The 18,505-nt window shown below is 51.1% G+C and carries 20 protein-coding genes; 6 read left to right on the forward strand and 14 right to left on the reverse strand.

Annotation, left to right across the window (positions count from 1 at the left end):
• Positions 1–334 precede the first annotated feature (334 nt).
• Entirely contained in the window at positions 335–1,108 is a 774-nt protein-coding gene (locus C2I18_RS28920; protein ID WP_249899132.1) for a putative amidoligase domain-containing protein, read from the reverse strand.
• Between C2I18_RS28920 and C2I18_RS28925 the strand changes: the two genes are divergently transcribed.
• Positions 1,107–1,385 carry a hypothetical protein gene (locus tag C2I18_RS28925; protein ID WP_249899133.1) on the forward strand — a complete coding sequence of 93 codons (279 nt, stop codon included), beginning with the start codon at positions 1,107–1,109 and terminating at the stop codon, positions 1,383–1,385. The genes C2I18_RS28920 and C2I18_RS28925 overlap by 2 nt on opposite strands.
• 584 nt (positions 1,386–1,969) lie before the next feature.
• Here the strand turns inward: C2I18_RS28925 and C2I18_RS28930 are convergent.
• The 6 genes from C2I18_RS28930 to C2I18_RS28955 form a co-directional block, all read right to left on the reverse strand.
• A complete protein-coding gene (locus tag C2I18_RS28930; protein WP_249899134.1) occupies positions 1,970–2,527 on the reverse strand; it encodes an outer spore coat protein CotE in 558 nt (185 codons plus the stop codon).
• Between the two features lie 217 nt (positions 2,528–2,744).
• Positions 2,745–3,761 carry an HD-GYP domain-containing protein gene (locus C2I18_RS28935; protein WP_249899135.1) on the reverse strand — a complete coding sequence of 339 codons (1,017 nt, stop codon included), beginning with the start codon at positions 3,759–3,761 and terminating at the stop codon, positions 2,745–2,747.
• 179 nt (positions 3,762–3,940) lie between these two features.
• On the reverse strand, positions 3,941–4,930 hold the full coding sequence (locus C2I18_RS28940; protein ID WP_249899136.1) for an aromatic acid exporter family protein: 990 nt from the start codon (positions 4,928–4,930) through the stop codon (positions 3,941–3,943).
• 164 nt (positions 4,931–5,094) lie between these two features.
• Entirely contained in the window at positions 5,095–5,934 is an 840-nt protein-coding gene (locus C2I18_RS28945; RefSeq protein WP_249899137.1) for an ABC transporter permease, read from the reverse strand.
• Positions 5,931–6,710 (reverse strand): ABC transporter ATP-binding protein, encoded by a 780-nt coding sequence (locus tag C2I18_RS28950; protein ID WP_249899138.1) that lies wholly within the window; start codon positions 6,708–6,710, stop codon positions 5,931–5,933. The genes C2I18_RS28945 and C2I18_RS28950 overlap by 4 nt, the downstream gene beginning before the upstream one ends.
• A gap of 14 nt (positions 6,711–6,724) precedes the next feature.
• Complete coding sequence (locus C2I18_RS28955) at positions 6,725–7,732, reverse strand: ABC transporter substrate-binding protein (protein WP_249899139.1); 1,008 nt, start codon at positions 7,730–7,732, stop codon at positions 6,725–6,727.
• Between the two features lie 382 nt (positions 7,733–8,114).
• On the opposite strand from C2I18_RS28955, the gene C2I18_RS28960 reads away from it, so the two are divergent.
• Positions 8,115–9,845 carry an alpha-amylase family glycosyl hydrolase gene (locus tag C2I18_RS28960; protein WP_249899140.1) on the forward strand — a complete coding sequence of 577 codons (1,731 nt, stop codon included), beginning with the start codon at positions 8,115–8,117 and terminating at the stop codon, positions 9,843–9,845.
• Here C2I18_RS28960 and C2I18_RS28965 read toward each other — a convergent pair.
• The gene (locus tag C2I18_RS28965) at positions 9,832–10,500 is read right to left on the reverse strand and encodes a hypothetical protein (protein WP_249899141.1); all 669 of its coding nucleotides are present in this window, start codon (positions 10,498–10,500) and stop codon (positions 9,832–9,834) included. The two genes, C2I18_RS28960 and C2I18_RS28965, sit on opposite strands and share 14 nt — an antisense overlap.
• A 170-nt stretch (positions 10,501–10,670) precedes the next feature.
• Here C2I18_RS28965 and C2I18_RS28970 point away from each other — a divergent pair, with 170 nt between their 5' ends.
• The gene (locus C2I18_RS28970) at positions 10,671–10,910 is read left to right on the forward strand and encodes a hypothetical protein (RefSeq protein ID WP_249899142.1); all 240 of its coding nucleotides are present in this window, start codon (positions 10,671–10,673) and stop codon (positions 10,908–10,910) included.
• A gap of 105 nt (positions 10,911–11,015) precedes the next feature.
• Here the strand turns inward: C2I18_RS28970 and C2I18_RS28975 are convergent, their stop codons facing one another.
• Positions 11,016–11,153, reverse strand: coding sequence for a hypothetical protein (locus C2I18_RS28975; RefSeq protein WP_249899143.1), 138 nt, complete (start codon positions 11,151–11,153; stop codon positions 11,016–11,018).
• A gap of 328 nt (positions 11,154–11,481) precedes the next feature.
• Here C2I18_RS28975 and C2I18_RS28980 point away from each other — a divergent pair, with 328 nt between their 5' ends.
• Entirely contained in the window at positions 11,482–12,108 is a 627-nt protein-coding gene (locus tag C2I18_RS28980; protein ID WP_249899144.1) for an FMN-dependent NADH-azoreductase, read from the forward strand.
• A 207-nt stretch (positions 12,109–12,315) separates the two neighbouring features.
• On the opposite strand, the gene rsgA is transcribed toward C2I18_RS28980, so the two are convergent.
• The 4 genes from rsgA to C2I18_RS29000 all read right to left on the reverse strand — a co-directional run bounded on the left by rsgA (position 12,316) and on the right by C2I18_RS29000 (position 16,330).
• Positions 12,316–13,410 (reverse strand): ribosome small subunit-dependent GTPase A, encoded by a 1,095-nt coding sequence (gene rsgA / locus C2I18_RS28985; protein ID WP_249899145.1) that lies wholly within the window; start codon positions 13,408–13,410, stop codon positions 12,316–12,318.
• Positions 13,411–14,074: 664 nt separating this feature from the next.
• Positions 14,075–14,746 carry an HAD family hydrolase gene (locus C2I18_RS28990; protein ID WP_249899146.1) on the reverse strand — a complete coding sequence of 224 codons (672 nt, stop codon included), beginning with the start codon at positions 14,744–14,746 and terminating at the stop codon, positions 14,075–14,077.
• Between the two features lie 149 nt (positions 14,747–14,895).
• Positions 14,896–15,351: a DUF3939 domain-containing protein gene (locus C2I18_RS28995; RefSeq protein WP_249899147.1), complete on the reverse strand. Its 456-nt coding sequence runs from the start codon at positions 15,349–15,351 to the stop codon at positions 14,896–14,898.
• Positions 15,352–15,649: 298 nt separating this feature from the next.
• On the reverse strand, positions 15,650–16,330 hold the full coding sequence (locus tag C2I18_RS29000; protein WP_249899148.1) for a hypothetical protein: 681 nt from the start codon (positions 16,328–16,330) through the stop codon (positions 15,650–15,652).
• A 223-nt stretch (positions 16,331–16,553) separates the two neighbouring features.
• Here C2I18_RS29000 and C2I18_RS29680 point away from each other — a divergent pair, with 223 nt between their 5' ends.
• On the forward strand, positions 16,554–16,685 hold the full coding sequence (locus C2I18_RS29680) for a hypothetical protein (protein WP_275100947.1): 132 nt from the start codon (positions 16,554–16,556) through the stop codon (positions 16,683–16,685).
• A gap of 30 nt (positions 16,686–16,715) precedes the next feature.
• On the opposite strand, the gene C2I18_RS29005 is transcribed toward C2I18_RS29680, so the two are convergent.
• Positions 16,716–17,312: a DUF2087 domain-containing protein gene (locus tag C2I18_RS29005; protein WP_249899149.1), complete on the reverse strand. Its 597-nt coding sequence runs from the start codon at positions 17,310–17,312 to the stop codon at positions 16,716–16,718.
• A gap of 192 nt (positions 17,313–17,504) precedes the next feature.
• On the opposite strand from C2I18_RS29005, the gene C2I18_RS29010 reads away from it, so the two are divergent.
• Complete coding sequence (locus C2I18_RS29010) at positions 17,505–18,488, forward strand: YpdA family putative bacillithiol disulfide reductase (RefSeq protein ID WP_249899150.1); 984 nt, start codon at positions 17,505–17,507, stop codon at positions 18,486–18,488.
• Positions 18,489–18,505: the final 17 nt, after the last annotated feature.

Below are 18,505 nucleotides of genomic sequence, written 5' to 3' on the forward strand. Positions count from 1 at the left end.
CGCTAACGGACACTGCGTCCGTTATTTGCCGGAAATCGCCCCGTTTCCGACGCTTACGGACCGTGGTTCCTTTATTCTGCTAAATGATCGGTACATTAAGCCCTTTCGGATGAAATAACGGATCCTTGGTCCGTTAGGATTCTAAAATACACCTCTAGCGCAAAATAACGGATCCAGGGTTCGTTAGCCTTAGCATATCAAAGGAATTAACAGGTTCTGGTGTCCGTGAGGCGATAATTTGGAGCCGGCAATGGAGAACGCGGTGCCGTGTGAAATCAAGATCACATAAAAAAGGCTGTCGTGACTTTCCCGACAGCCTGAAGAGGGAGACCTTTTACGGGGTCTCCCTCTTGCTGCTCCATAGTCCGCGGATATCACGCGACTCATCCCAGGTCTGTTCCGCGGCGATGGAGCGGAACAGCGGGTCTATGTAGCGCGCGGCGCTGCCATAGCCGGGCAGGGCGCGAAGCTGCGCTTCCAGCACAGGAACTGCTGCGCGCAGCGGTGTTTTGTCGCCGCGGTAGTAGGCGGCATGGTGCTCTTCCCGGTCGAGCGGGCGCAGCGGCAGGTCTTCATAACGGCTCACAATAAGGTGAGCCAGGAAGACAGCGCCTTTGGCGATGACCGGGGAGACCAGGAAGCTCGGCAGGGTCCGGTATTCAAAGCCGCCATGCGGCTGAAGCCGGAAATCGCCGAGCACGCCGTAACGCGGGCGGCGCGCAGCCGCCCTGGCGTCCTCCAGCAGAAGCAGCGGCAGCGCCAGGTAGCTGTCGAGCGCGCGCAAGAGCGGCGCCGTCAGCGTGACGCCGCTGAAGTGCAGGTGGCCGCCGAGGGCCCAGCCGGCCACCGGCATGCCTCCCGCCCGCCAGCGAAGCGAGCGGTCGGCGACCAAGCGGTCCGCCGTGCGCGCGGCGGACATCAGCTGCGCCAGCAGCGCGCGCGGCGAAGGCCGCGGCGCAGGGCGCAGCTCGGCGACCGGGAACGCGCCGCGCGTTCCCGGGGGTCCGGCGTCGCAGCCGGCGACGCCGTCCGCAGGCAGGTACCGCGACGCGGGCACGACGCGGCCGGAGGATTCCCGGAGGATAAGGAACTCCGGGTCCATGCCCATGAGCAGCCCGGGACGCCCCGGCTGCTCATGGGACAGCGCCCCGCTAAGCGCGGCGGCGGCTGTCCTGTACGGCTCCGGCAGCGGCTGGCCGGGCCGCTCCGGCAGCGGGGTCATCTCCTCGACGATATACCGCCGGCCGCCCATGGCCCGCAGCAGCACTTCCCCGCTGTCCAGACCCAGGGCATACAATGCCCGGATAGCAGCGGTCTCCAGATGTTTCCCGGACCTGCTCCGGCCGGAAGAATCCAGGCCCCCGGGTCCTCCGTTATCATCCTGATGTCCCGGGATACCGGCAGCAGCCCCCGCCGGTATCCCTGCGGCCCCGCGCAAAACTTCAGGACGCGGTCCGATCCTCCCGGCCCTGCCCGCATAGAGCGGCAGAATCCCAATAACGGCAAGATTAAAGACAAGCACCCGGTACTGCAGCCTGTGTACACCGCTTTTCTCAGAATATGTATTTTCCGCTTTCCCGCATGAAGGGAAGCTGGCTTCCACTCCGCAGCGCTGCAGCCTGGCTGCCCGTTCCCCGGGCGACAACCTCAGATATACGCCGATCCCTTCGTTCATACCTGCAGCTCCCTCTAGCCTTTGCAGCCTGCCGCCGCCCCGCCATAATTAAATTCTACAAAGGAGCTTGACTTCAATCCGTAATCAAATAATTGGCAGGCCCCAAATATATATCTTCAGATACATCAAGAAGAAACGGTCTTGCCGTCCTGTTCAGACGGTATCCGTTTCTGCGAGAAATATAAAAGTGACTTTTTAAAAAAAGGAGGGCATTCGCCCTCTTCGCCGCCGCACCTGCTACATATAATGGATTATAACCCACACGTTGCAGCAGGGCGGCGGCGTCTCCCCTTCTTACAGCTCATCATCCAGGGCGTCGGGATCCAGATCGTCGTAATCGAAGCTTTCACCGTCAAAATCATAATCCTTGTCTTCAAGATCATCGGCCTGATCGCTGACAAATACGCGGACCTTGGTCTCAGCCACCAGTTCCGCTTCGAACTCTCTTTCTACGCGCAGCGTCACACTGCCTCCGCCAGGCGATACTCCTGCTTCCACACAGTTAGGCTCCTGCGTTGCCTCCGCAGAAACCTCCACCGTGGAAGCACGGTGTCTCGGGTCCAGATACGACAGCGGAATAAGCTCCACATAAGAGACCGTTTCTTTAGCCACCTCGGTCTGCTTGTTCTTGTCGTAAGAGTACCAGATGTTAACATCGTAAGTACCGATGACTTCAATTCCGTTTCCGGCGGCAACCGCTTCGTACTGGTGGTTAATGATCCAGGCCCCCAGAATACTAGTCGGATGATGTGGCGGAGTCACGGTATGGGTTGCGGTAGAGAACTTACGACCTTTGCCGCAGATGGCCTTCGTAATGATCTCCCTTGTTTGACGTTTATGACTTAATGACATCTTTAAACCTCCTCCATACAATCATTCACTATCAAGTGTATGCAGGTTCTGGGCATTTGTTGATTGTTAGAGTAGAAATAAATTTGGGTAAGCCCTCCCTTCGCGCTTCTTTAAGATTCATAGTACATTTTATTGCCGGCATCGGCCGGATATGAGTGCCATGCCAAATACCCCCTGCCGCAATTCTCCCGGCAGGGGGTATTTATTTTAATGATGATTACGGCAGCACCCGCACAATGCCCAGATCGCGCTGTCTGCTGAGATCAATGAAATCTTCATCTATATTTACAACCGGGCGCAGCGGGTCATGCGCCAGGATCAGGATGATCCTGCCCATCCGGCCATCCGTAAGCAGCACATCATTGCCGATCATCGACTGCATCAGCTTATTGATAAACACACTGCAGATATATGGATCAAGCTTGCCGAATACACTATCTTCCATTTGCCTCAAAACTTCATATAAAGGCGCGGCAGGGCGATAGAGCCGGTTGGAGGTCATAGCATGGAAGACATCGGCTACAGCCACAATCTTGCTGAAATCCGTAATCCGGTGGCCCAGGACGCCAAAGGGATAACCGCTTCCGTCCATCCGCTCATGATGCTGCAGGGCAACCAGCGCCTGCATATGGGTCGTCCCCACCGTATCCCGGATCATTTCGTACCCGAGTGTGGTATGCCTGCGCATCACCGCCAGTTCCTCTTCGCTCAGCGGACCGGGATTGGCCAGGATCTCGGCCGGTATCATAATTTTGCCGATATCATGAAGGGTGGCTGCAATCGTCAGTGAGCTAAGCTCTTCCGGCTTCAGCTTAAGCCATTTGCCAAGCAGCGTGGATATGATTCCGACAGCGACATTATGCCTGTATGTATAATCATCCTTGGACTGCAGCGCAGCCAGTATTCCAAAGAAATCATTCTTTTCACTTACCTGCTGGATAAAAGGTATGACTTCATTCCGGAGTTCAATCATGGGCAGCCGCCTGCTTTTGTTATAACGCAGCTGTTCAAAAATCCCCTCCATCGCAGACGTGCATTCGTCGACGGCCAGCTGGTAAAAGACCGAGCTGTCAATCTGAACAACATCATGCGGCTCCAGCGTAATCTTGTGCTGGCTTATTAAACGGATATGGTCTTTGTTTAATAGGGTAAGCGCGGGAAGAACAAATACACCATTGTGATTAAAAAGATTGGCTACCAGCTGTTTGCCGATATACTGCTCATTGTCGTTCATTGTCCTCACCTGCCCCGGTTGAAATTCACATCATGCAGAACACAGCGGAATTTAGAACTTCTGCGCCCGCTTTCATTTATCACTCTCGAACGATAACATGCTCACTTTTAGTGCTTATGTATCTTATCGTAATTTTACACGGTAATGTTAATAGTTCCTCCAGTTTTACAGCTTTGGTCCTAGTTACGGCCGCGGAATGAAAACGGACGGTTCATCTGTTTGATCTCAACCGGCATTTTGTCCCGTTTGGCAATTTTCAGATAGAGGGCAAGCTCCCGGCATAACTGCAGAATCGCGGAACGGACTTCAAACTCCTCGCGCGTCTCCGGCAGCTCCATCTGCTGAAACTCCAGCTCAAGCTCCAGAAGCAGCTTTTCCGTGCGTCCGGTATATTCTTCAGCCATCACATCCCTGCTTAGCTGATCGAACAAATCTGCCACCATGTCCCCGTGCGGCATCTGCCGGTAGACCTGTGACAGCAGCTGCATCATATTCTGGATCGATTCCAGCTGTTCCTTGCGCATGTAGAAATAGACATTCCAGGCCTCGTCCGGATGAATGACATGATTCTCCATCTCCCGGGTAGCTGCCGTAAGTCCCCGCTGCACCGCCTGGTTGGCACCGATCAGCTCCTTGCCGTCCCATACATAGGCGGGATCACGCAGCGTCCGGGCCATCTGTGTAAAAATCACAGAAAAATTCATGTCGACCTCTTTGCGTATTCCTGCAATGACTCCTCCCGTCTGCGGCATGTAGATCAGATTGACCAGACCGGCCGATCCGAGACCGATTGCCAGCAGCTCGATCTGCTGGAGCAGCACATGGAGCGACAATTCGGCTTGTCCGAACACACGGAACACGATAACCGAACTGGTGACAATTCCTTCCTTAAAGCCTGATTTTACGATCAGAGGGAAACCGAACAGCACATAAAGCCCCAGCACCCAATAGTGAAATCCCAGCGTATAAAAGAGAATACAACCTAAAAAGAGTCCCACCAGCGAAGCGAAAAAACGCGCTGTTATCGTCCGGAGACTCCTTTTACGTGTGGTTTCCACGCCCAGGATCGCAAGCAGGCCTGCACTTTGCGCGTTAGGAATACCTGCGGCGGCTGCCAGCAGAATGGACAGCAGCGTTGCAGCCGCCGTTTTGATTACACGAAATCCCATGTACATACCTCTCTTTGATTGCTTTGCAAGCCCTGCTGTTTCAAGAAGCAGCCTTCACTCCAGATGCAGCCGTCAAATGCAGCTTACAATTATTTGCTTGATTTAACAGGTAAGATATAGACATGGTACTTGATTTTACAGGGAGACACAATATGACATTTACCTCACCGCCTCGACAAAAGCCACTTCTCCAGATAGACCACCAGCTGATACATGGCTGTTGCCACCGCCGCAATAACGAGCAGGCTTGACATGACCAGGGTAAAGTTGAACACCTGAAAACCATAGATGATCAGGTATCCGAGTCCCGATTTGGCGACGAGGAATTCACCTACGATCACTCCGACCCATGACATTCCGACATTCACCTTTAACGTGGAGACTACGGTAGGAAAGGAGGCCGGAAGAATGACTTTGTTAAATTCCTGGACCCGGGACGCCCCGAAGGACCTGACTACTTTGAGCAGATTGGGGTCAACGCTGCGGAAGCTGTTGTAGACAACGAGAGTAGTGATAATGACGGTTATCGAGAGTGTGGTAACTACAATCGCCACAAAGCCGGCGCCAAACATGACGATAAATATCGGTCCCAGCGCCACCTTCGGCATACTGTTGAATACAACCATGTACGGATCAAGGACGGCAGATAAAAATGGTGACCACCAGATAATAACCGCCAGCAGCGTACCCAGCAGTGTACCCAGCACAAAACCGACAACAGTTTCGCCTACTGTCATTCCCAGATGAGGCCACAGGCTCCCGCTGATCATATCCTGCCAGATCGCCTGAAAGACCCTGGTGGGAGAACTGAACAGCAGCTTGTCAATCCAGCCCAGTCTGGCCCCGGCCTCCCAGAGTACAAAAAACAGTACCAGAAGGCTTCCCTGCACAGCCAACACCCTGTTATTCCACCGCCGCTGCTTTCTTTTATAATCTCCGTGCTTCTGTTCCAGCCACTGTTGGCGGGAAGCCGGCGTTCCGCTGGAATTCCCGTATGGTTTCACGACTCTCCCCTCCCTGCCAGCTCCATTTCCTTCCACACCTCATGAAAAAGCTCCGCAAAGCCTGGTAAATCCCGCGCGTACAGCGGAGGCGTATCCCGGATATCTTCCGGAATGGTAAAAATCCGGCGGATCCTTCCGGGATTAGGCTGCAGCAGAATGACTCTGCTGCTGACCGCAATCGCTTCGGAGAGATCATGTGTAACCAGGATAGCCGTTGTTCCCCGCCGGCGCAGCGTCTCTGCGACCAGATCCTCGAGCTGCAGCTTGATCTGGTAATCCAGGGCGGAGAACGGCTCATCCAACAGCAGCAGGCTTGGATCCGTGGCCAGCGTCCGCACCAGCGCCACACGCTGGCGCATCCCGCCGGACAACTCGGCAGGGTAAGACTGCTCCTTGCCCCTCAGCCCCATATCGGCAAGCAGGTCAATGGTCTTCTGCCGTGTAGCTTCATTTAAATTACCGGTCAGCTCCAGTCCCAGCAGCGCATTGTCCAGGATGGTCCTCCATGGAAACAGATAGTCCTGCTGAAGCATGTAACCCGCTTCCGGCGTCGGGCCCAGGGTGAGATGTCCGTTGACGTACACATCTCCGCGGGAAGGACTGAGCAATCCGGCTATAATCGACAGCAGCGTAGTCTTGCCGCATCCGCTCGGACCGACCAGACTGACGAATTCACCCTGCTCTACGCTAAGGCTGAAATCTTCAATGGCGAGAGAAGCCTCGCGGTCGCCCAGATAGGCATGCGTTACTTCCTTCAGTTCCACAGCCGGATGCATAGCGCCCGCCTCCTTTATTTAATGCTTTTCTCCGCCTGCTCGGCAAAGCTGTTGTTCACAATGCTTTCCGCTGCAACACGTTCCTTCAGTTCTCCGGCATTGTCCATGACATCAAGCAGATTGTTCCATTCTTCCTCATCCACTACCGGATTCACCGCATAAGTGTCCTGCTCTTTGTACCGCTTGATGGATGAAATCACAATGTCCCGGTCTGTCTTCTCAAAATAAGGCAGCACCGCATCCGCAATCTCTTCAGGGCTATGGTCCCTGACCCACAGCTGTGCACGCTGAACGGCATTGGTGAACTTCTGGACAGTGTCCTTGTTCTTGTTGATATAGCTTTCCTTGGACATGAATGTCGTGTACGGCAAATATCCGCTTTCTACACCAAAGGAGGCCACCACCCCGCCGCGTCCCTCTTTTTCGAAGATGGAAGCCTGCGGCTCAAACAGCTGTACATAATCGCCTGTCCCTGAGGCAAAGGCACCGGCAATATTGGCAAAATCGATATTTTGAATCAGGGTAAGGTCCTTCTCTGCATCAATACCTTTGTTATGCAAAGTAAAGGCACCGGCCATCTGCGGCATCCCGCCTTTTCTCTGGCCGAGGAACGTGGACCCTCTGACTTTGTCCCAGTTGAACTCCTCATCCGGTGTCCGCGCAAACAGGAAGGTGCCGTCCCGCTGGGTTAACTGGGCAAAAGTAATTACTGGATCCTCCGTCCCCTGCTGGAATACATAAATTGAAGTCTCCGGACCTACAAGAGCTACATCTATGGCCCCCGAGAGCAGCGCAGTCATCGTTTTATCGCCTCCAGGAATCGTCTGCAGCTCCACATCCAGACCTTCGTCCTTGAAGAAGCCTTTAGACAAGGCCACATACTCGGGCGCATAAAAGACAGAACGGGTCACTTCGCCGATCTTCACCTTGACTGCACCGGAATCTCCGCCGCACCCGGCCAGTACTGAAAAGGCCAAAGTGAGGATTACAAGCAGCAGGGAAGCCTTTTTTCTTGTGTTCATCCTTCATTCTCCTTTCTTCCGGGGTCTTCCGCCCTTGCTTAAAGCATATGCGGCAGCCTGAACAATGGTTAAAGACTGAACCTGACACCGTTTGCGCAGATATTACTCATTAGTGAGGCAGGAGCTAAACAAGATCTTATTGAAACGAGCTTTAAATTCGTGACTCAGGAACAGAAAAACAACCAATTTAACAGCTATCAGCAGTAAATAAAGGATAAAGCATTGTTTATTTATAAAAATGATCATATTACGTCAAATATCATCCTTTTTTTCTTGTGCAAACGTTTTACCAAATGAAGATCTTCGACTAATATAAATCAGTAAAGCGCTTACCATTTTACATAATGTCTACAGCTTTTTAATGAGAGGAGTTTTATATACCATGAAGCACAACGCTACTCCCCTGCCCATGCAGCGAATGTTCCGAATTTTGGCCGTGACAGGACTAACCGCAACGCTGCTGGCAGGTTGCTCCGGTACTGCCGGTAACTCAGCAGGAACCGGGAACCATGCCGCTCCAGCATCACTGCAAAGCCCGGGGACGGCAACCCCCTCCTCTTCTCCGGAACCTTCAGCAGCAGCCGCGGTTTCTGCAGACAGTTCCATAGATGAGCAGCCTTCCACTGTTTACTATGAAATTTTTGTCCGTTCCTTCTACGACTCCGACGGCGACGGGATAGGTGATTTACGCGGAGTGACCGAGAAGCTGGATTATTTGAACGACGGAGATCCCGATACCCGGGATGATCTTGGCATCGGAGGCATTTGGCTTATGCCCGTTAACCCGTCCCCAAGCTATCATGGCTATGACGTGACGGATTACCGGAGTATTCACCCGGATTACGGCACACTTCAAGACATGCAGGAGCTGATCCGGGAAGCGCATAAGCGGGGCATCAAGGTGATCATGGACCTGGTTGTCAATCACACCTCCAAACAGCATCCATGGTTTGTGGAATCGGCCAAAAACCCTGAGGGCAGCTACAGGAACTGGTATGTCTGGGCTGAGGACCAGAACCGTCCGGCTAGCGGAGTCAGCAGCGCCGGCAGCGGTAACCCTTGGCACCCCCTGCTCGGCAGCCATTATATGGGGGCCTTTTGGGACGGAATGCCTGATTTGAATTTTGATGAACCGGCGGTCCGTACGGAGATGAAGGAGATCGGCAAATTCTGGCTGGAGCAGGGAGTGGACGGTTTCCGTCTGGATGCCGCCAAACATATTTATGAGGATCTTCTTTCGGATAAAAGCGAAGCCGTAACATCCAAAAATGTGGCCTGGTGGCAGGAATTCCGCAAAGCGATGAGTGAGGTAAATCCTGAGGCTTATATTGTAGGGGAGGTATGGGAGAATTCGGCTGTATCTGTCGGGGCGTATTTAGATCAGGCTTTTGACTCCGGGTTTAATTTCGGACTGGCTGACAGTCTGATGAATTCAGCCAAGTCAGAGAAGGACAGCGGGACCGCCTTTACCCTGGAGCGTACGTACAAGCTGTTTTCCCAAATTTCCGGGGGAACCTTTACGGATGCCACTTTCCTGGCCAATCATGACCAGAACAGGGTGATGAGTGTGCTTGATAACCATACGGACCACGCCAAAATGGCAGCAGCTATGCTGCTTACCCTGCCCGGCAATCCTTTCATATATTACGGCGAAGAAATAGGGATGCTGGGCGTGAAGCCGGATGAAGGCATCCGCGAGCCCATGAGATGGACCGGGGAGCCGGATGCCCAAGGACAGACCACCTGGGAGAAATCCGTTAACAATTCAGGCAATGCCGGAGGAGATGTCGCCAGCCAGCTGGGAAACAACAATTCGCTTCTTGAGCGTTACCGGCAGCTGATTTCTCTGAGAAATGAACTGCCTGCCCTGCGGGACGGTGATCTCCGTGATTACGCATCCGGGAATAGCGGTGTCATGACCTATGAACGGTTGACTGCCAGTCAGCAGGTGCTTGTAGCACACAACCTTACTGGAGAGCCCCAGGTTATCGAGCTGAAGCCCGGTACAGGGGATCATAACTATACAGCTGTATACAAGGCAATATCAGGAGAGGCCGGCCTTGCCGGAAGCAGCCTTACCCTCCCTCCCTACACTACAGTCATTCTGAATTAGACACGGCTGCCGGCTGGAGAAGCCATTCATATAAGGCAGTGCAGACCTCGGCTTTGGTCACAGGCACGGCAATGACCCAATCCTCAGCGGCTTCGCTGCTTATGCGCAGCAGCCAGCCGCTTGAGGAATTTTCAATATATAGGGCATGCTGGATGCTCCATTCATTTTTGTCACGTGAACATAATTTCAGCTCTCCGTCTGCGGTACATTCCTTCAGTACTCTGGCAAGCTGCGCAGATTGGATCAAATCCCCTGTCTCTGCAGACAGGCTCTCCGCCAGAAACAGTAACGTACAGGAACCGGCTTTTTCCCTGAGCTCCTCATATTTCCGTCTGGACAACAGCAGTGCACTAATATCCCCCTCAACAGACTGTTCCGGCACCTGACAGTTCAATAAGTAAAAACAGGCTCTTTTCAACTCAGCAGGTTCTTTAATCTCATAACCGAAGGGGTCCTCTTCTTTAATGCCGCATATTAGCGAAGAATGCTTATGTACATGCATGCAGACGTCCTGGTTATGATCCTCTTCATTATATTTTAACCGGCATACGCGGCTGGCAGATTCTGCCTCCTGCAGTATTTCAGATACTCCCTGCCAATGCTGTTCATCAGGGAATAAAAATTGGGCTACATATGCCATATCCTTATTCTTCACAACGATATTTCCTTCCCGGACCCCCTTCTCAAGGAATCACACTGCGATAAAAGCGCTCAAGCTATAAAACTAGTAATCTTTATGTTATCATAAGCTAATTTTAAGGTAAAATTAAGAAACGGAGGGTATGATCTATACCATGAAATACTTGTAGCGAGGTGATTTCAATTATGAGAATGCTCATCACATTTCAGAACAAACTGGTACCCGTATACTTCACTACTGAAAACAAACAGCCTACCCAAAAGGTGCTTCGCTTGCTGAACAACACGCTGGAGCTCAAGATTCAAAAGGGTAAAAGCGCCCTGCAGAAATGCCTGAACTCTCTAATAAGTATCGAAATTAAAGGCTCTGAAGCTATATTGCACAGTTACAGTGAAAATGATTCATTGGCGCTATCCCTCTATTAACAGGGGGGTAGTTTTTTTTACCCAAAAAAAAGCACACCTTCCAGCATTGGAAAATGTGCTCCGCTCTATGTGTTGGCCCGGGTTTGTAATGTCGGCGGCTTGTATTCAGCTAATACGGTGATTTCTGTTCTCTTCCTTCTCTGCCTTTTGAATCCGAAGCTTGAACAACTTCACAAGGTTGCGCCGTGTATGCTCTTCGTGACAGTTGTCCAATTTCTTAATGATGAACCGGTCAATGGACATGTCAATCGCTCCTTTTTTGATGATTCTTAGCCAACCAGAGCAGAGGAAATCATTTCCTGCCGCCTTGTAACACCTATATAACCGGGACCTGCGAACCTTAAACTTTGCCCAAAAATGCAAAAAAAGACGTGTCGGCGCCCTTTTTACTACATATTGATATTCCGTCCCCGAAATATTCCCCCGCATCAGGAGATATGGTATGTCTGAAAAGAAAAGCACTTTGCTGTCGAGAAAATAAAAATTTGTTTCGACGATTGTTTACAAACTAAAACCTAAATGCTATATTATTTATAGTTAATATTTATTATATACCTAAGGAGAAATCATAATGTCTAATGTTCTTTTTATCAAAGCTAATAACCGTCCGGCTGAGCAAGCGGTAAGTGTTCAACTTTACAATGCCTTCCTGGCCAGCTACAAAGAGTCACATCCGGAAGATCAAATCACTGAGCTGGATCTGTTCGCTGAACAGCTTCCTTACTATGACAACACTTTGATTACAGGCATCTATAAAGCCGCTCAAGGCTTTGAAGCCACTCCTGAAGAAGCTGCCGGTGCAGCGCTTGTCAAGAAATATCTGGACCAGTTCGTTGCAGCTGACAAAGTTGTATTCGGCTTCCCGCTGTGGAACATGACTGTTCCTGCAGTACTGCATACTTATATCGATTACCTGAACCAGGCCGGTACAGCTTTCAAATACACTGCTGAAGGTCCTGTAGGTCTGCTTACAGGCAAAAAAGCGGCTGTTCTGAATGCAAGAGGCGGCATCTACTCCCAGGGTCCTGCAGCTAACGCTGAAATGGCTGTTAACTTCATCGTCAACAACCTGAGCTTCTGGGGCTTCCAGGATATCACTCAAGTGATCATCGAAGGCCACAACCAGAATCCGCAAGCTTCCGCTGATATCATCGCCAGCGGCCTGGCTGCTGCCAAAGACGCTGCTGTAACATTCTAAGAACCGCACCAGCGTTAAAGGTCCGGTTTCAGGCAATAGATTTCTTCACTTTTATCAGGCATCTGCACCAGTAAAAACCGGACTTTTATTTATATATATCACAAGAGGGGTTTCCTGCAGCCATTGGCTGGCAGGGAACCCCTCTTGTTGTACAATGCAGGCTCTTAATATACTCCAGATCGTCCTGACTGTATTACTTACATAGGCTCAATACTCATCCATCTCTTTACGCCAGCCGGAATTTCTGGAGCGTGATGATCCGGCCTTGACGGCAGCTGCAGCAGATTTCCGTTTCTGCTTCACTTCTTTACTGCTCTGATACAGCAGCTCCCGCTGGGTTTTGCGGTAATTCAGCAGCCGCTTCTCTTCGAGCACACCCTCTGCGACAGCCTGCAGGACGGCGCAGCCCTCTTCACGCTCATGGCTGCAGTCACTGTAGCGGCACCCCGCGGCCAGGCTGCTGATGTCGCCGAAAGCCAGATCCAGTCCGCCTTCATCCTCCCACAGCTGAAGCTCCCGCATTCCCGGAGTATCTACGATGATTCCGCCCTCCGGCAGCACGAAGAGTTCCCGGTGGGTCGTCGTATGCCTTCCGCGGCTGTCCCCCTCCCGTACATCCTGGGTAAGCTGCAGCATCCTGCCGCTGAGCCAGTTCACCATGGTTGACTTTCCGCAGCCCGAGGAGCCCGTGAGGGCAACCGTCTGCCCGCTGCGGATATAGGGCAGCAATGCCTCCCGCCCGTCTCCGAGGAGCGCGCTGACCGCGTGGACTGGAACACCGGGAGCCGCCCGCTCCATTTCCGCGATTTTTAACTCGGCATCCTGACAGAGATCGGCCTTGGTTAGCAGGATTACCGGGTTGGCTCCGCTGTTCCAGGCCATAATCAGATACCTTTCCATCCGCCGGACGTTAAAATCATCATTTAGAGCGCTGACCAGGAACAGGGTATCCACATTGCTGGCCACAATCTGTTCATCCCTTGTATTTCCTGCCGCCTTGCGGGAAATTACACTGCTGCGGGGAAGCACACCATGAATTACGGCATGCTCTCCCCCGTCCTGCACCGCAAGCAGCACCCAGTCCCCTACTGACGGATACTCACCCGAGTCCGTCATGGTATGTCTCAGCCTGCCGGCCAGTTCCCCCCAGGTTTCCCCTGTCTCCGTAATGACCCGGAATTTACTGCCGAAATCCCCGATGATTCTCCCCGGAAGAAGATCTCTGCCCTCATGCTCCCGGTATTTCCCGTTCCACTTGTCTTTCCATACTGTATTCCAGCCGTATTGTTCAATAATCGTCATCTGATTCCTCCTGATTGCTTGATGTTAACTATATACATTGAACTAATGATTTTTCTTTTTAGGGATTGGGGTGACTCCAGAGAATGTTTGGACTTCCGGCCGCTGTTGTCGCAAGAATTTCTTGATTTGTACCGCTTCTCGCTGTTGAAATCCGGTGACAAAGGCGGACGCTCACGCTCCTACAGTTCCAAACTTCTCCTCCGCCACTATCCCCCAAAGTTTATGAGTTCAATCTATATAGTTTTTGTTTTCATACTTTTTAATATCTTTGAAAGACACAGATTCCGGGAACATAAAAAACCGCCGGAACATGGTTCCGGCGGCAGTTTCTCTTCAGAAAATGACAGTCTTCTTCCGTACAAGACAGACCTGCCCTATTCTGTGCGTGAATCGTTCTATGGCTCTAATCCACGCAAAAAAGCCGCCGGAACCCTACGGTCCCCGGCGGCTCTAATAAGCAAATAGAGCTTACCTGTTAAGTCGATCAGAGCTTACTCTGACTCAACTGTTCCCGGAAGACGCGTATATACAACAGTAGCAACAACACTCGAAATTAAAGTATAAACTGTCATATAACATCGTCTCCTTCCAGACTAAGATGCTGTAATCATAAACGCACTTCCGGATGATTGTCAACCACGATATGGTAAAATGTATGAATTGCCTAAAGAATGTCCTTCAGTTCATCCAGCTCATCAATGATTTTCCACGGCCTAACATCAAGCTTATCATCCCATGCATGGTTTCTTCTCAGCCAGATGGTTGTCATGCCTGCTTTGCCCGCTCCCCAAATATCATTTACCGGATGATCGCCAATGAACAAAGTTTGTTCAGCAGAGAACCCCAGCCGCTTAAGGGCCAGCCGGTAGATATCCGGGTCGGGTTTGGCAATGCCGGCTTCCCCGGAAATGACGATAGCGGAGAAAAATTCGCGCAGGGACAGCAAATCGATTTTGCCGTCCTGAATTTCCTTCCGGCCGTTGGTGACCAGTCCCATAACGTAGCCCCGTTTCCGGCAGTAATTCAGCAGGTCCACAGCGTGTTTCATGACCGCCCCATGGCCAGCATAATTTTTATCATAATAGCTGCGTATAGCCTCTGCCGGCACCGGACTCTGCCATGGAAGGACTTCACTCAGCTCAGCAAAAAACCCGTCCTTGTCCCGATAGCCGTCCGCATCCCGTTCAATAATATCCTCGACCGTTTTCCGCGCTTCTTCCGGCGGCAAATGTCCCAAAAAGTCCTGTACGAATTGCTCGCTGAAGCTGCGGAAGGTGTGGTCCCGGTCCATCAGCGTATTATCCAGATCGAACAGTAAGGCTTGTACTTTTTTCATGCGTTAGGTTCTCCTTCAATCCTGATATCGGTCAATCTGCCAGAAACTCATTGTACTATGTTCTTATTCACAAAGAAAAGACTGTCCGGTGAAATAAAGCCTTACGGCCTCCCAGCTGGACAGTCTTTCTTGAAATACAGTATGCTGTTTCATTCAAAATGCTCCGCACGATGCGTCAGCATCATTTCCTCCTCTGTGATGTACAGCGGGAATGGCGGGGTTTCTTTGAGGTAACGTTCACTGTGCAGCAGGCGGTAATGCACCTCAGGCAGGTAAGCATCCTCAATCAGCGGCAGCTTGCCGGTATCACTGATATAATTGTCCACAGCAGATTGCACCAGATCAAGATAATAGGGCACCAGCTTGTCAGATTCTTCAAAAATCTCAAAGGTTTCCCGGGACATATAGAACTTCTGACGGGGAACTCCGCCCAAATAACGTTTGAGCCGGCTGACATCGATACTTTTGTCCTCGAGAATCAGTGCGGTCCGGTTAATCGCCGGAGGCATATCTGCTTCAAATTGCCTGACAGCCTGTTTGATCTGCGGCAAGGTAACAGCAATGTGATCGGAAGTTGTATTTTTTTTGGCGCGTTTGAATATCATACGGAAGTCTCCTTTCGATGAATATATCAGATAACGCTTACAATTCCAGTTTATTCATTATTCAAAATATTTAATCAGGCAGGTATTCCACCGTCACAAAATATTCCTATTTATTAGAGCATTATGTGTCATTTAAATTTTGGGCTTTTCTAATTCAATTATTATAAATATTGTATTTCTACTTATATTTTAATATTTTTGGACCGTTCCAGTCAACTTTTGCAACCGGAACAGTGATGTTTCAGCCTGCTCAAAAAAACAACAAAACCCGCCAGGCGCAGGCCTGACGGGTCATCGATTATCCTTCAGTTTCAAGGGAGGCCAGGGAAACCATGATCCAATTAGCGAATTCTGGTGATTCCCCTTCCGGATTATGGATCCGGAACAGAAAAGCATCGCCGGACTGATTTTTCCATACCACATAATCTGCAGATCCTTCAGCACCGCTTACCTGCAAATAAAGTTCAGCGAACCCGAGCGGATGCTCAATCAATTCTCCGCTGTAGTCCTGCGGCTCTCCCATGGCTGACAGCTCCGTCTGGCCCTGCTGCTTCAGCGCAGCGAGATTATAATCGGCAGGCAGCAGCTCTATCTCCGCATAATAGTCCGGGTCTTCGGCCAGTGACAGCCTGTTCTCTGCCGGATCAAAAGCAAAGCTGTCAAATACATATAGTGAATACCCGTTCCCCTGGGTAAGTGTACCCGCTTGGCCAGGGACGCCCCCCTCCTGTTCGCCAAACTCCTGTGTTACAGGACGTTCGGAAGCCTGTGGTACGGTTTCTGCCGGGCTGGCTGTTTCATCCGGGGTGGCAGCAGGCCCCGGTGCGGCGGTTGCCTCTTCAGCAGGGACTGTGGCTGCAGCTGTAGGTGCAGCAGTCGCTGTCGGCTCCGGCGTGTTATTTGCGCCTTCGCTGCTGCATGCGCCTAGAATCAGGCCAGACATCAAAGTGAAGCTTATCGTCAGCATCGATTTTTTCATGATCATCCCTCCATTTCCGAATTAACGTTTATTACCCTTAATGAACCCATTATATGCCATGAATTTATTCCGGTCCCCTTCAGGGCAACTGTCGGAGTACTTGAGTCCAAGGATATATACCTTACTTTATTCATTGTTAGATGATATGTAAGATTATATTATCCTCCCGAAATGCCGTACAGAAGCCCCCGTATGTTATTATAAACAGAAAGGGGGCTTATCCATGAAATTCCTGAACAGGCTGTACTCCGAGTATCTGGTCATTCCCCGCTCATTCCGACTTTTGATGCTGTGGGGATGGATCGTTCTGTTCCTGGTTGCCGGGTACAAATCCGGCTGGTTTTATTGGCAGTAGCAGTAACAAGAACAGGCATAAGCATTCCTATTATTTCACATCTTCCCAGCGTGTCCACACTTCCGGCGGATTGAGCTCATACCGGTCGTTGTCGCGGTACATGAACTGGTGCATGATGAACTCGCGGCGGATCGTCGCATAATCCTCATGGTACTGTTTGATAAATTCGTTAATCTCTTTCTCGCTGTACACTCTGCCCGGCTCCAGCTGCTCCACCATATACTGCAGGGCGATCAGCTTCTTTTTGTATTGTGCGGGAATCTGGCGCAGCCGGCCGTCCTTGGCAAAAAAATTACGCAGCACTGAGTTCTTCAGGCTGTCTGACGCTGATAAATCCTCCATCTCCTCTGCTCCTTTGGCAAAAATAAATTTTAGCGAGGCATCCGCCCCTGCTTGGATGAACTCGGGATTCAGCGTAAAATACACTGTATTCTTGTCCCTGCGCTCCTTGATCATTGCGGCTTCGCGCAGTTTGGCGGCATGATGCGTTACGGTAGGCTGTGAAAGGCTCAATTTCTCGGCCAAAGCCTGTCCGTGCATCTCCCCCTGGGACAAAAGCAGCAGCATACGCAGCCTTGTCGGATCGGCCAATGCTTTATGATAGTTCACAATTTTCTCGAGCTGCATAGGTTCACTCCCCTAATCATTTATTGAACTGCATTTCTTTCGATCATCAATTTAGATATATATCTAATTATACTTCAATCTTTTTTCCCAAGCAATCAAAGATCATTAAATTTCAATACCGTTGGCGAAAACCTTTAATTTGAGGTACGATTTAGATTAGAGAAAAACCATACCCAGGAGGTTGTAAACAGCATGAAGGATGTAATCATTATCGGAGCCGGTCCCTGCGGACTATCTGCCGCTATAGAATGCCAGCGTCAAGGGCTGTCCAGCCTGATCATCGAAAAAAACTTTATCGTCCACTCCATCTATCTGTACCCGACCAATATGCAGTTTTTCAGCACTACGGCTTTGCTCGAAATTGGTGAGGTGCCCTTCACTTCCCCCAATGAGAAGCCATACCGTCATGAAGCACTTGTCTATTACCGCCGGGCAGCCGAGCATCACGGAGTGGATATTGCCGCATACGAAGAAGCAACCAGCGTCGAGCGTCTCGAAGACGGAAGCTTTATCGTACATACACTTAACAAACGCGGAGAACGCCAAAGCCGCAAAGCAGCTAATGTCGTGATCTCAACCGGTTATTTTGACCAGCCTAACATGATTGGTATTCCGGGTGAGGAGCTGCCTAAAGTTTCGCATTATTTTGGTGAAGCGCATCCTTATACGGGAATGAAGGTTACTGTGATCGGGGGAAGTAATTCCGCTGTAGATGCGGCACTGGAGCTAATCCGCGTTGGCGCAACAGTGGATATGGTGTACCGGGGAGCCAGCATCTCCAATAATATCAAGCCGTGGGTGCGTCCGGTCTTTGAAAGCATGGTCGCCAAAGAAAAGATTACGCTGCACCTGGAATCACGTGTAACGGAAATCACGCCAGGTTCAGTAACAGTAACGGGGCACAGCGGGGAAACGGCAGAGCTGGATAATGATTTTGTCCTCGCCTTGACCGGCTTCCGTCCGAGCAGAACATTGCTGTCATCTGCGGGCGTTACCATGGACGATGATCTGGACAAGCCGACCTTTAATCCTGCCACTATGGAGAGCAATGTTCCCGGACTGTATGTCGCAGGAGTCATTGCTTCCGGACGCAACGCCAACGAGGTGTTCATTGAAACCGGGCGGGGTCACGGTAAACTGATTGCCGATCATATCACAGCAAAGCGGCTGGCATAGAACAGGAGTCCAACAAC

Origin of the sequence: Paenibacillus sp. PK3_47, from assembly GCF_023520895.1 — a bacterium.
Lineage (GTDB): Bacteria > Bacillota > Bacilli > Paenibacillales > Paenibacillaceae > Paenibacillus_AQ.